At 66.7% G+C, this 13,257-nt stretch carries 11 protein-coding genes; all 11 read right to left on the bottom strand.

Annotation, left to right across the window (positions count from 1 at the left end; genetic code table 11):
* Positions 1–14: 14 nt before the first annotated feature.
* Positions 15–1,541, bottom strand: coding sequence for a type VII secretion integral membrane protein EccD (gene eccD, locus G6N18_RS16290; protein ID WP_083000128.1), 1,527 nt, complete (start codon positions 1,539–1,541; stop codon positions 15–17).
* On the bottom strand, positions 1,538–2,926 hold the full coding sequence (locus G6N18_RS16285; protein WP_083000127.1) for a MinD/ParA family ATP-binding protein: 1,389 nt from the start codon (positions 2,924–2,926) through the stop codon (positions 1,538–1,540). The genes eccD and G6N18_RS16285 overlap by 4 nt, the downstream gene beginning before the upstream one ends.
* Positions 2,927–3,016: 90 nt before the next feature.
* Entirely contained in the window at positions 3,017–3,304 is a 288-nt protein-coding gene (locus G6N18_RS16280; RefSeq protein WP_083000126.1) for a WXG100 family type VII secretion target, read from the bottom strand.
* 29 nt (positions 3,305–3,333) lie between these two features.
* On the bottom strand, positions 3,334–3,642 hold the full coding sequence (locus G6N18_RS16275; protein ID WP_083000125.1) for a WXG100 family type VII secretion target: 309 nt from the start codon (positions 3,640–3,642) through the stop codon (positions 3,334–3,336).
* Positions 3,643–3,736: 94 nt separating this feature from the next.
* Positions 3,737–5,065, bottom strand: a complete 1,329-nt coding sequence (locus G6N18_RS16270) for a PPE family protein (RefSeq protein WP_083000124.1) — start codon at positions 5,063–5,065, stop codon at positions 3,737–3,739.
* 31 nt (positions 5,066–5,096) lie between these two features.
* Positions 5,097–5,393: a PE family protein gene (locus G6N18_RS16265; protein ID WP_067225316.1), complete on the bottom strand. Its 297-nt coding sequence runs from the start codon at positions 5,391–5,393 to the stop codon at positions 5,097–5,099.
* A 172-nt stretch (positions 5,394–5,565) separates the two neighbouring features.
* A complete protein-coding gene (gene eccCb / locus G6N18_RS16260) occupies positions 5,566–7,323 on the bottom strand; it encodes a type VII secretion protein EccCb (RefSeq protein ID WP_083000123.1) in 1,758 nt (585 codons plus the stop codon).
* Entirely contained in the window at positions 7,320–9,554 is a 2,235-nt protein-coding gene (gene eccCa / locus G6N18_RS16255; RefSeq protein WP_083000122.1) for a type VII secretion protein EccCa, read from the bottom strand. Before eccCa ends, eccCb begins: the two co-directional genes overlap by 4 nt.
* Entirely contained in the window at positions 9,551–11,032 is a 1,482-nt protein-coding gene (gene eccB, locus G6N18_RS16250; protein ID WP_083000121.1) for a type VII secretion protein EccB, read from the bottom strand. Before eccB ends, eccCa begins: the two co-directional genes overlap by 4 nt.
* Before the next feature lie 2 nt (positions 11,033–11,034).
* Positions 11,035–12,756 (bottom strand): type VII secretion AAA-ATPase EccA, encoded by a 1,722-nt coding sequence (gene eccA, locus G6N18_RS16245; protein ID WP_083000258.1) that lies wholly within the window; start codon positions 12,754–12,756, stop codon positions 11,035–11,037.
* The gene (locus tag G6N18_RS16240) at positions 12,749–13,243 is read right to left on the bottom strand and encodes a secretion protein EspD (protein ID WP_083000120.1); all 495 of its coding nucleotides are present in this window, start codon (positions 13,241–13,243) and stop codon (positions 12,749–12,751) included. The genes eccA and G6N18_RS16240 overlap by 8 nt, the downstream gene beginning before the upstream one ends.
* Between the last annotated feature and the right edge of the window lie 14 nt (positions 13,244–13,257).

The raw sequence follows: 13,257 nt of genomic DNA, 5'->3' as shown, positions 1-13,257 counted from the left end.
CGCGTAGCGACTACCTAGAAACGCAGGTTGCGCAACAGGTCGTAAACGCTGGCGATCCACAGCAGCATCGGGATCACGGCGGCGATTGCGGCACCGTCGAGCAGTTCGAGGATGCGCTTGGTCACCGGTGAGACCCGCCGCACGCCAGCCGTCGCCCCGATGATGATCAGCGCGATGATCGCTGCCGCGACGTACCCCGCTAGCACCAGCCACGCAGAGTCCGGGTACCAGAGACAGAGTCGAATCATCACACCGGTCGGAATGAGGACGACCGAGCCCAGGAGCGCCCACGCACACCACCGCTCGGCGTACAGCCGAGAGCGAAACGCGCAGATGGCGGTGACCAGACCCGCGACGATCATGCTGTGCACGAAGAAATGTCCCTGCACCACAACGGTGATGGCACCGATCGACAGCACAAGCGCTCCGGCTGTGACGAACCCGATCAGCAGGCGCCTCGCCAGTTCGCTGCGCTCGTGCAACCGCGCCGCCGAGTCGGGAACCGAGGCGATGATCGCCTGCCACGTCGGCGATTCCTCGTCAGTGCCGGATGTCGCGACGGGATCGAGCAGTTCGTCGTTGGTGACCGTCTCGCCCGGCGCCGGAATGGGTGGCAGCGCGATGCGCGCCACCGCGACCGTCAACTTCGCCGAATTGGTGACGACGACGAGACCGAACGCGATCGCACCGGCCGGCACCCAGTCCTGCCAGCCGTAGCCGTAGGCGATTGCGGCAGCCGTCGCAGCGATCGCGGTGACCGCGGTGAACGACGCCAACTCCGCTCTTCGCCGGGGCCCGCCACGTGTCGCCAACGTCAGCAGCAGCACAACGGCGGCTGCACCTGCGATCTGCGGGGCCCCCAACGAGTCGACGCCCCGGGGTAACGGCACGGCCAGCGCGACCGCACCGGCGAGCGTCGGTATCGACGCAGCCAGCAGGCTTTCCGCCATGTCGACGTTTCGGTATCGGTTGATGGCAAGCGCACTGCCGCCGAGCAGGCCCAAACCCAGCACGCCGAGGGCCGCCGACCACCACCAGTCATGGTCTGCCCGCGTCCACGCCACCAGCACCATCACCGTCACGACGAGTGCTACCACGGGAATGGCAAGGCCGACAAAGCGATTCAGCGCAGACCGGTCGAACTCTGGTGACTCGTCGAGCACCGCGATCGCGTCGATGACGTCCTCGACGAGCGGCCGGTACCGTTCGGTACGGCTGACCGACACCAACGTCAACAGCGACCCGTCGACGACCCCGGCGTCGTCCAACGACTCGTTGAATCTCAGCGGCGGGGCACCGGGTCGGGCAAACGCCCACACCCCCTGCGCGGTGAAGTCGAACCCGGCCAGGACGTCCTTGGGTGTGTCTTCGAGGAGTTCGGCCAGCACCGACACCGTCTCGTCGATGTAGGTCTCGATCGGCGCCGCCGCGGGCAGCACCAGATCGGTCATCCGCCTGCCGGTGAGGATCGTGACCCGCGTAGTCGACGGCCGGCCGGGCGTGACGCTCGACGTGGATGCTGCTGCGGCGGTGGAGGTCAACGCCGTTCGAGCCTGTCGAAGTCGTCGGACAGGGCGGCGGCCAACTCGACGACCCGGCGCCGGAACGTCTTGCCCAACAGCTCGAGTTGGATCTCAGTGCCCGCAGCGATGTGCTTGTCGAACGGCAGGACGACGACCCGGCCCGGCGGGACATGGCGCTCGAACTGCGCGACCAGATCTTCGACGTCGATGTTCGGCTTGCCTGGGACGACATGGTTGATCACCACGCACGAGCGGCCGAGCAGATCCTGGTATCCGTTCTGGCGCAACCAATCCATGGTCATCGCCGCCTGGCGGGCACCGTCGATCGACGCACTGGCGACAATGACCAGCCCCGACACCGTGGCCAGGACACCGCGGGCCGCGGGCTGGAAAAGCCCGGCCCCGCAGTCGGCGAGCACGAGGTTGTAGTAGCGCGAGACGATGCCCGTCACGCCCTTCCAGTCCTCGTCGTTGAATTCACGGCGGGCACCGCTGTATTCCTCGCTCGACAGCACTTCGAGGTTCGCGGCGTTCATGCTCGTGTACGCACGAATGTCGTTGTAGCGCGCCAGTTCCTTGTCGGCGAGCAGATCGGCTACGGTGGCGGCGGACTGGCGTCCCGCCCGGTCGCCGAGGTTGCCGCCGTCGGGGTCGGCGTCGATGGCCAGGATCCGGTCACCGCGCACCTTGCTCAGCGCTGACCCGAGCGCGACGGTGACCGCGGTCTTGCCGACGCCGCCCTTGAGACCGAAGACGCCGATCTGGTAGGAGTCGCGGGCGTTGCGACGGATCCGGGTGTGCAACTCCATTTCGTAAAGCTCATCCGGCGACAGCCCGAGGTTGATCCGGGTCAACACGTAGAGCAGATGTCGCCAGCCCCGCTGCGACGGCATCTTCACCACGGACTTCACCCCGACGTGGGACAGGGCGTCGATCGCGCGGTGGTTGCCGATCGTCGCGGCCGAAGTCGGGGGCGCCTGGCCGGGTCGGAAGGCGCCGTTCCTGTCGGATTGCGCTTCGGCGAAGTGCTGGCTGGGGGCGGGGGCAGGCGGGTGCCGCGGCGCCGGCGCCGGCGCCGGCACGGGCCGGGGCTGCTCGTATCGAGCACCGGCGGGCATGTCGTGGGCCTGCGGCGTGCGCATCATCCCGTTCGCCGGAACCTGCGGCGCCGGTGGTTGAGCGGGCCGCATCTGTTGGGTGATCTCAGCCGCCCGCGGTGGTGGCGCGGGTGCTTCCTTTGCGGCCACTGGCATGGGCGGCGGCGCCTCGGCGTGCGCCGGCCCGCTCGGCGTGGGCTTACCGTCGGCGGCCGCGACGACGTCGCGGTCCACCGTCACGGTGTCTTCTTCGGTCGTGGTCGCGGCGTCCGCGGAATGGAAGAGCCGGTCATAGTCTGCCGACATGGGTGCCTCTCATTACTGAATGTTGCACCGGGCGCACGAGGTGGGCGAGCATCGTCGTCGATCTACCCGCCCACCAGCGTGCGTAGCCGGCTAATGGAACGAGTTCGCGATGCCGGTGTTGACCTGCAGCATGTTTTGGCCCGTATCGCGCACGGCTGCCGCAAGGCTCCTCAGCGCGTGATTCAATTCGTTCGCGTTGACATCCCAACGGGTCTGGGCCTCCTGCCACGACATCGAGGCATCGCCTTCCCACTGGCCGGCGAGCCGGGACAAAGACTCCCTGCCCTCCTCGAGCAGACCTTGGGTCTGCACCACGGACCCGTCCAAATCGCCGGCGCCGCCTTCGATTGCACCGAAGTTGTATACGAGTTCTGGCACGTTGTTCTCCTTTCTAGAAAGTGCTTGGGTCAGCCGAGCTGCATCTGATGAGCGAGGGCTTCGCTGCCATCGAAATCAGCTGTGTCGTACTGGACACCGCCCTGCTGCACGTTCTGCGAGATCTCCGTGAGGAGCTGCGTCTGCTGCCGTGAAGCCTCTTCGAAACGCGTCAGCGCCTGCTGTGCTGCGGCGCCGGCCAGCCCCTGCATAGACGCCGCCAACCCCGCCGCTGTCGTGCCGACGTGGTTCATGACGGCCGTGAGTTCGCCGGCGATGCGATCGAAATTGCCGGCCTCCGTCTGCATTGCTGCAGATTCGGTCCGTAATGGATCTGCCATTCCTATCCTGCCTGCCTAACTGTTCCTCTATGTGTGCCCACCACGGCAATGGTGAGCCTTCCGGCCCGGTGGCCGCGAAGTCCATCGGTGACTGCTACCAGTCGTCCTCATCGTCCTCGTCGAGTTTTTGCGGGAGCGGCGACGGGGCGGTCCGGCCCGACTTGGAGCCACCGCTTTTCGAGCGTTGCCCCAGCATCCCCATCGGACCGCCGGTGCCCATCCCCGCACCTACCGGAGCCAGCCCCGCAGCGGCCGCGCCCGCAGCAGCCCCCGGCGAAACGGACACCGGCGACACGTTCTGCAGACCGATGAGGTTGGCCATCAACGGCGTACGGATCGCTGTACCGCCGGCTCCGGGCAGCGAGGCGGCTCGGACCAGTCCAGCCCCCGACGTCGGGCCGTTTCCACCGATTGCCGGGTGATTGGAAAACGGCGAAGCACCGATCAGGCCGACCTGAGCCCCCTTGCTTCCACTCATGCCGCTCATCTGGCCGAACAGCGATGACACCTGCTGCAGCGGTTGCGTCAGCTGCTGAAACGGCTGCGTCACACCCTGCATCAACTGCTGCGGTAGCTGCCCGAGCGAGGAACCCATCTGCATCGCCATCTGAACGCCCTGCTGCATCCCCTGCTGGACCATCTGATCTTGCAGCTGGCCGGACGACGAGAAGTCGCCCGCCCGCTTTGCGTCCGAACTGGCATGCGCCACACCTTGATTGGCGGCCGAGGCGGCACGCCCGGTCTGAAGGGCGACCGACCGCGCTTTTCCCTCGGCGCTGACCTTGGTGAACGTGGCATTCCGCATCATCGCCGTCGGGGCCGTCGCTGCGGCGTTGCCCAGCGCAACGCCCGTTGCGGCTTCGGCCACGCCGGGAATCACGATGGGCTTCGGCATCACGATGGGCTCGAACGTCGTGTTGACCACCGTCTCGGCCTGATAGGCATCCATCACCGCCGCGGCCTGATCCCACATCCGGACGTAGTCGAGTTCGTTCAGCGTGATCGGCAGCCGGTTGATCTCGAGGAAGTTGGTGGCCTCCAACACCCCGTGGGTAATGTGGTTGAGTTCGATCTCGGCCAGCGGCGGCGTCGTTGCCATCGCGGCGGTGTACGCCGTCGCCTGCGCCGCCGCCTGCAGCGAACGCTTCATCGCCTGCAGCGACAGCATCCGTAGCCATATCACCATCGGAAGGGTTGCTGAAATCGCGCGTTCGCTTGCCATTCCCGTCCACGCCGACGCCAGAGACGACATACTCCCGGCCAATTCGTCGGCCTGCGCCTCCAACGAGATGGCAAGCGCTTCCCAACCCGCGGCGGCCTGCAGCATCGGCGCAGCGCCCGCCCCGAACATCAACCTCGAGGTGTTGACCTCCGGGGGCAGGGCCGCCCAGATGGGCGGGACCAATACGGGAACTGTAGCCATATCGATGGACCGGGTATTCGACCTGAATTGGTTAGACGAGTCCGGCGGCGTTGGCGGCGTCGACCGCCTCGTAGGTGCCCGCGGCCTGAATGTATGCGGCGCCAGCGCGCGACAACTCTTCCTGGGCCAGCGCGTTGATCCCGAGAGTCTGCACGCCTTCGGCAGCGAACGCCGCCACCGCATGCACCGACACTTCCTCCGCTCCCGCCGGCACCAGCGCGGTGACCTCTGCGGTCGCTGCAGTGCCAGCCGCCAGTCCGCGGACACCATTCGCGACGACCTGCGTGCCGATGGCAGCGACGCCGGGATTGACACTCAAAGGTTCCATTTGCTCCTACTCCTTATTGCTGCGGAAACAATCGTCGTCGGGCTGCACCGCTGTGCGGCCCTATGCGGGCGTAGCCAAGTGGTACCGTCGGCGGTCCCCGACCCCTTTGCTGACGTCGTTTGCCAACTTTGCTGAACAGTCTGGATTGATACTAACCGCCCCCCAATGGTGCTCATGACACTTCTTCAGGGCCGTCCACATAGGCGGCCTGGATCACCTCCCTGCCGTCGGGCGTGACGAGAAACGCCTGGCCAGGGGGCCGACGCTTGACGGTGATCTCGCGCGAGGGGAAGTCCTGCTTCTCACCTGATAGGAACATCGTGGGGGTGCCCGCCCCGTATACGACGCCTACAAACTTGTCCATTGTCGACCGATGCGCCTGGCTCATCTGGCAGGTCGCGATGATGTGCAGACCGATATCTGCTGCGGCAGGTAGCAGCGGCGCAAGTGGTGCCATCGGCGGCAGCATGCCGCCGGCGGCCACGATCATGTGCCAGTCGTCGACCAGGAGCACCACATCTGGCCCGGTCCACCACGACCGCGATCGCAGCTGAGCCGCCGTCAAGTCCGACGGCGGTAACCGCTTTTTCAGGTTGACGGCCAACGCTTTGATCGAATCTTCGAGCGTCGCATGATTCCGGTTGATGGCTCCGGCGGCGAGCAGATGGCTCTCGGGCACCGCATCAAGCAGGCCGGACCGGTAGTCGGCGACCATGAATCGAACCTGATCGGGACTGTTGCGTGCGCAGATCGACCGCGCCAACGCATGCGCGATACGGGTCTTACCCGACTTCGCCGCCCCGAAGATGAGTTGGTGCGGTGTGTTGTACATGTGGTTGTAGGCCACTGTCAGGTCCGATTCGCGCACGCCAAGCGGAATCGTCCAGCGGGTCCGATAGTCCGCGTCCGGGCCCGGCGGTTGTGGGTCCAGCTCGTGAAGGTAGACGCGTTCTGGCAGCACCCGAACGCGCGGAGCCTCGTCGGTGTGCCTTGCCGCTACCTGCTGAACGGCGGTCGTCAGCGCAGGCACGAGCTCCTCCGCGCTGTGCACGCCGTCGAGCCTCGGCACCCCGATCATCAGGTGATGCTTCTCCATCGAGACCGCGCGTCCGGGTCGGTTGGCCGGGATCTCGCGGGTGATGCGGTCGACCTGGGTCTCGTTCACGTCGCCGAGCCGGAACTCGACCTTGGTGCCCAGGTAGTCGCGGACGCGGGATCTGAGTTCCGTCCACCGCGGCGTTGATATCACCGTGTGTACGCCATACGCCAATCCTTGGCCCGCGATGTCCTGCACGAGCGGCTCGAGGTCAGGGAATTCGCTAACGAACACGGTCCAGCCGTCGATCACCAGGAACACGTCGCCGAACGGATCGGCCGCCGCGGGGTGGTTCGGATCATCACGCATCTGGCGGTAGGCAGCCATCGAGCCGACGCGGTACTGCTTGAAGGTTGCTTCGCGTTGCCGCAGAACGGCTTTCATCTCGGCGACCACGCGGTTCACCCGGTCGGGCTCGGACCTGGTCGCCACCCCGCCGACGTGCGGCAGATCCTCGAGGTACATGAGGCCGCCACCGCCGAGGTCCACGCAGTAAAACTGCACCTGACGCGGCGTGTGCGACGCGGCGGCCGACAGCAGCAGCGTCTGCAGGAATGTCGACTTACCGGTCTGCGGGGCGCCACCGACAGCGATGTTGCCGCCGGCTGACGACGTGTCGATGCCCCACACCTCCTGGCGGTGCCTTCGCGGCTCGTCCATGATTCCCAGCCCGAACCGCAACGGCCCGCGCTGCTCATCGCGTTCGATGAGTTCGTTGACCGGGGTGGGATCGGCCAACGGCGGCAACCACATTCGATAGGCCCGGGTCTCGCCGGTGGTCAGCTGGTCGAGGACGACCTCGCGTAGGACGCGCTGCTCGGGTTGGACGCTCAAGATGTCACCGCCGTCGCGTCGAGGATCGGCGCCGCGGTGAACGGGCGGATCTGCAGTCGGCTCTGACCGTTGGTCCGTGGCTTCGATTCGCCGTCGTCCCTTTGCGTAGCCGTCGGCGTATAGGGCACACCGGTGTAGACGCTCTGGAACTTCACCGGGTCCTCCATGCCAACACGGACGAAACCGACACCGCTCTCCTTGTTGGTGATGTACTGCGCCTCAGGCGTTCCGATCACCGCCTTGGACTCCGCAGAACTCGTGGTGCGCAGCGCGATCCGGTAAGTGAGGTTCGGTTCGAGCTTGTCGATCCGCACGCCGCCGGTATTCAGCGACTGGGTGGCCAACAGCAGATGCACACGCAGCGACCGGCCGACACGGCAGATGCGGTCGAACAGCCCGATGAAGTCCGGGTGGTTCTGCAGCAGCTCGGCGAACTCGTCGACCACCACGAAAAGCGTTGGTAAGGGCGGCAGATCGGTGCCCCGCTCGCGATGCTTCTCGTACTCGGCGACACCGGACAGCGCGCCCGCCGCACCGACTTGCATACCAGCCTGCCGCAGGATCGACTGTCTGCGATCCAATTCGCCGGACAGCACTTCGCCCATCCGGCTGACCAGTTCGGCTTCTTCTTCCATGTTGGTGACGACGGCCGCGGTGTGGGGCAATTTCTCCATGCCGAGGAACGTCGAGCCGCCCTTGAAGTCGGTGAGCAGGAGGTTGACCTGATCCGGGTGGTGCGTGGCGGCCAATGACAGGATCAGCGTCCGGAGAAACTCTGATTTACCCGAACCCGTTGTGCCGATAAGCATTCCGTGCGGACCGGCACCGAACTCGGCGCCCTCCTTGATGTCGAGGTGCATGATGTCGCCGGTCTTGAGCTCGTGGCCGAACGGGATGCGCAACCGGTCGCGGTCGGTGTCGCTGAACATCCGCCACCGCGCAGGAGTCACCTCCTCGATAGTCTGCGCGCCGACCAGCTGGTGCCATTCGGTGGCGACCTTCTTCTGCACCCGTACGCTCTTGTCGATGATCGTGCCGGTGATCGACCACCCGGCCAGCTTCCGCGCGACGCGACTGGCCTGGTCGGCTGTCATGTGGTCGACCGTCGAGGTGATCAGCCGGAATGTCTGATTGGGCAAGCGATCATCGGCAGTGCCGTCGGCCGCCACGCGGATCCGGTACACCGAGCCGCGGTGGTTGCCGAGTGTGATGACGGTCGCGCCGGCCCGGCCGTCGACCGGGAAACCGGCCTTGCCGCCAGTGAGGTCGAAGACCACGACGTAGGGTCCGCTCGGCGCTGCGTCCGCGGTGTGCGGGCCGCGGGCGGTCAGGTCGCTGAGGCCGTCGGGGCGGGTGAAGATCATCCGGGTCGGTCCCGCCGCGTCGGTGTCGCTCTGATGCTGCACATGCGGCAACCACTTGAGCCACGCCCAGTTCGGGTCCTCGGGGTTGTCGGTGAGCACCCGCATCTGCAGCAGGTCCGGCGGATGGAAGACCGCGAGGTGGCAGATCATGGCGGTCAGCAAGCCCGCGGCTCCCCCAGGGTCGCCGCCGACGGCAATGGTCGGAAATGTGCGCAGCTGCAACAGCTTCGGGCAATCGTGGATCAGTCCGTGCGTGCGCAGGAACTTCGTCACCCACATGTGGCTCACCGGCTCCAGGTGCGGCTGTGGCGCTCCCTGCGGGCCCGCCAACTCGCCGCCGACGGCGGGCTTGAGCAGCCGGTCGACCGCGGGTTCGGCGCCCAGCCCGACCCGAGTCGCGGTGTAGAAGTCGGCGTTGGTCTGCCGGGACCACTGGCGGTTCGTGCCGATGATCGACAACAGGTCCGCCGGATGTGGCGCGTGATAGTTGAAGAACGTCACCTGTGCCGCTGCCGACGACGTGACCCGGGTACGCAGCCCGGACAGATAGCGCAGGTACTCCTTACGGTCGGCGTTGATTTCGGGCACCCGCTTGCCGCCCGGCCCGCCACCCGCCATGAACCCGACCGTGGCCATGATCATCATCAGCGGCATCATCAGCATGTACGGCGAGAGCTGCCGAATGCCGGTGAAGATCATGATCGCGATCATTCCGAGCATGCCGCCGCCCATCACCCAGGGCAGCGCCTTCTGAATGCCCGACGGCGGGATCTCGACGCCGAGGTCGTCGGGCGGCGCGACGTTGATTTCACCCGGTGTCAGCCGCGGTCCGCGCTTGATGACCGGGGTGAATTTCTTCGTAGTCATCGGCCGCCTCCGGTCTGGGACGTGGCCGGCTGGGCCGCACCTGCGGAGCCGTCGCCGACCTTACGGGGGTTGGGATCCGGTGGCAGGGTGTCGTGTTCGATGAGCGCCGCCTCCTTCGACAGCACCGGTCCGTCGACCAGAAGGCCGACCACCTGCCACGGTGCTGTCGTCGGCCCGCTCAACCCGAGCGTGTTCCCGGTGTCCTCGTTGGGTAGGCCGTAGCGCACGCCCTGCGGGTCGACGTAATACAGGCTCTCCCCGTACCGGGGATCGGGCGACTGCAGCCGGATGTACTGTCCGCCGTCGATGTAAACCGTTGCGTCGCCGCCGATCTGCTTGATCCCGGTGTTCATCGCCGATGCCGGGATCGGCAGATGGCGACCGGAGATCACCGTCGTCTTCGGGGCCTGGTCGCCCGGTTCCCGTTGCCAGGCCCAGCACAGCGTCGGGGCGTCCTCGCGCAACAAAATGTCCAGAGGCTCGGCGGGCAGCGGTGAGGCGAACACCTGCTCGGGGATCCTCGCGACCACACTCGCCGCCACCGGCGGCGGCGTGACCAGGCCGAACGAATCGGTGGCGCGGATGGCTGCGGCGGTGGTGTCGTTGACCCGCGCAACCCCGTCGGGCAACACCACGAAATGCTGTTCGCCGTCTTCGGTGAGCGCCTTGAACACCGCACCGATCACAAGATTGGGCGGCAAGCCGACCGAATTCGGAGCACCCGCGAACGGAATCTCCGGGAGCCGCCACGGTCCTGCGTTGGGCAGGGCGTTGAACAGGCCCTCCGAGATCGGTGTCGCCTTGGCGGTGACCGGGATGCCGACCGCCGAGGTGATCGCGCGATCGGCGAGATCGATGTCGTGCCTGCCGGTTTCGGTGACCAGCCAGCTCTCGTTCTCGTAAGACACCAGCATGCCCTGGTTGGGTCGCATCGGTCCGACCGACGCATCGGTCGCCAGCGGTCGCACGATCACCGACGTCTCCAGTGCCGGCGCCACGCTTTCCGGCTTGGTGACGGTGTCGCACAGCGTCCACATCGAATTCGCGCCACCGACCGGTGTCGCGTACGGGGCGCCGGGGATTCCGATGGGCTGCCCCTTGGGCATCCGGTTCAGCTCGTCGGACTTGACCGCTGACGGCGTTCCCGTATTGCCGAGAACCAGCCGCGCCGAGGTCAGGTTGTACACCGGCCGCAACTGTCCGCTGTCCGGCAGTACAACATAGAGCTGATTGGTGCTGCGGTCGACGAGAAGGGTGTCGCCGCTGCGCTTTCCGAGCGGCTTGAAGTACGCCAACAGCGCGGCGCCAAGACAGATCAGCACCGCGATGATCACGCCGGCGGACACGGCGCGGCTGTAGAACTGCAGCGGGTCGTCGAACATCCGGGTGTCCCGCCGCACGATCGCGTGCTCGACGCGCCGCAGCAGGAAGCGCCACCCGCTGACCTGCACCTTGGTGGTGAGCCGGAATCCCGCCATGCCTACTCGCCGATGCTCAGACGTGCGTGCACCGCGCCGATGGCGGCGGCCATGTCATCACCGTTGATCTCGCTGAGCTGTTCGACGTCGAGGCTGTCGATGTCGAGCGAGCGGGCCAACCGCATGTCGCGGTTCTGTTCACCGGCCTCGACGAGTTGGCGGGCGTAACGGCCGTTGCCCGCGATGTCGAGCGCGGGTTTGCCGTTCAGCGTCCGCTGGCTCAGCAGCGTGGCGGCCTCCAGTACCCGTTTCGCGGCATCTTCGTCGAGCGCCGAATCATTCGCCTTGGCAATGACTTTGGCGATATCTACGATCTCGTCGGGGGTGTACGAGTCGAACTCGATCCGGGTGGCGAAACGTGACCGCAGGCCGTCGTTGGACTCCAGCAGCCGGTCGATGTCCGCGCTGTAGCCGGCGATGATGACCACCAGCCGGTCGCGGTCGTTCTCCATCCGGGCCAGCAGCGTGTCCAGCGCCTCGGTGCCGAACGGGTCGGCACGCCCGTCACGCTCCTGCACCAGCGTGTAGGCCTCGTCGATGAACAGCACACCACCGACGGCGCGGTCGATGGTTCGGCTGGTCTTGACCGCCGACTGCCCCTCGTATTCGGCGACGAAATCCTTGCGGGAGGACTCGACGAGTTTCGGCTCGGCGATCACGCCGAGGCCGGCCAGGATGTTGGCCACCACGCGGGCGATCGTCGTCTTCCCCGTGCCGGGCGGCCCGGCGAAGATCATGTGCTTCGAGGCTTGCGCGACCTTCATGCCGCGCGCCGCGCGGATCTTCGCCATCTGCGTGGCGGCGCGGTACGCCTCGATCTGTTCCTTGACCCGCGCCAGCCCGATCTGGCGGTCCAGTTCCGCCTCCGCCTCGGCCAACAGCCGGTCACGGCCCGCGGTGTCGGCCTCCACGCTCGTGGGGTCCCACGGGTCCTTGCGGGCGGCGATCTTCTCCGCGGTCGTCGTGGTCAGCCGGTACGCCGGATCCCGCAGCGCTTCAGTGACTTTCGGCTCTGGATGGGTAGCCTGCAGCCATTCCAGCAGCGCCACCGCGGCGTCTTCGTTGCCCTGGCTGCGACGGGTCATCGCCAGGAACCACGCGATGGCGGGTGCGCATGCTTCTCCCGCGGGCGAGGAGTTCGACTCGGTCAGGCGGCGCTCGGCCTCGGTGAACAGGCCCAGGTTGGCCGCGGCGACACCGTGTGCCACACCTGCGGCCGCCGCGAGGAACTTGTCGGGCCAGCCCGCTGCCCCGCGAACCTGCTCGATCACATCGGTCCAACGTCCGGCCGCACCGTAGACGACGGCCTTCACCCAGGAGACCAGGTGCTCGGCACCGGCCGACGGGAGGTCCTCGAGCGCCTCCATCGCGTCGGCGTAGTTGCCGACTGTCGCCTCGCTCACCGCGAAACCCATCGCGATGGACAACGGGGAGTTGACCGGATAGGTGATGTCCCCGAACTGCCCGCCGATCGGCACCCGCGCGTTCAGGCTGTTCATCGAGATCTCGGCGGAGCCGGCGAGCTGGCCGAAGTTGGCGCGGGAATACCACGCCCGGAAAAGCGTGACCCGGTCGGTGTCGCCGCAGCGGATGCGGCCCACCCACGCGTCGCAGGCCGATTCGTCCAGAGTGGTTATCTCGGTGAAGATCTCGAACGAGCGCGCGGGTGCGCTGGGCAGCATGCCGACCGCGCTACCGAACAGGCTGGCGAGGTGCTCAGTCATCGTCACCCGCATATCTTGTCGCGAACACCCGTGCACGCTCGGCCCGGGCCTGTTCCGGGCTGGGGAGCTCAAGATCGCGGCTCAGGAAGTCGCGGGTCGCCGCGTCGTCGTGGCCCTGCTCCCGCATGCCCTCGAGCATCATCGCGTGCTGGGCAGACTTCGCCTCCTGGGTCGCCAGGCCGGCGATGACCACGACTTCGGCGGCGAGGTCGGCTTCGGTCAGCTCGGCAGCCTTCGGCGACAGATCGATCTGGCTGATCCGACCGTCGAGGAACGTGCTGACGCCGACGGTGCCGGTCGGGTTCGTCACGGTGAACAAGGGGCTTTCGGGGTTCTCGACGGGTTCGGCCGGGGCGTAGACCGCCAGTGCGTCGAGGACGGAGTCGCTCGAGTCGTCGTCGGGGGCATCGCCGCGGTCGAAGGAGCCGAGCGCGACCAGATCGTCGCGCTCGTCGTCGAACCTTTCTGGCGGCATCTCACCTGCCATGCAGTGCTTTCCTC

It is taken from the genome of Mycolicibacterium celeriflavum, assembly GCF_010731795.1.
GTDB lineage: Bacteria > Actinomycetota > Actinomycetes > Mycobacteriales > Mycobacteriaceae > Mycobacterium > Mycobacterium celeriflavum.
The sequence above is the reverse complement of the archived record's forward strand: the minus strand, read 5'-3'. Positions and strand labels throughout refer to the sequence as shown.

Bases quoted from the DNA above. Each gene is read 5' to 3' on its own strand.
- G6N18_RS16285 (WP_083000127.1), bottom strand. From the start codon at position 2,926: ATGTCGGCAGACTATGACCGGCTCTTCCATTCCGCGGACGCCGCGACC.
- G6N18_RS16275 (WP_083000125.1), bottom strand. From the start codon at position 3,642: ATGGCAGATCCATTACGGACCGAATCTGCAGCAATGCAGACGGAGGCC.
- G6N18_RS16270 (WP_083000124.1), bottom strand. From the start codon at position 5,065: ATGGCTACAGTTCCCGTATTGGTCCCGCCCATCTGGGCGGCCCTGCCC.
- G6N18_RS16265 (WP_067225316.1), bottom strand. From the start codon at position 5,393: ATGGAACCTTTGAGTGTCAATCCCGGCGTCGCTGCCATCGGCACGCAG.
- eccCa (WP_083000122.1), bottom strand. From the start codon at position 9,554: ATGACTACGAAGAAATTCACCCCGGTCATCAAGCGCGGACCGCGGCTG.
- eccB (WP_083000121.1), bottom strand. From the start codon at position 11,032: ATGGCGGGATTCCGGCTCACCACCAAGGTGCAGGTCAGCGGGTGGCGC.
- eccA (WP_083000258.1), bottom strand. From the start codon at position 12,756: ATGACTGAGCACCTCGCCAGCCTGTTCGGTAGCGCGGTCGGCATGCTG.
- G6N18_RS16240 (WP_083000120.1), bottom strand. From the start codon at position 13,243: ATGGCAGGTGAGATGCCGCCAGAAAGGTTCGACGACGAGCGCGACGAT.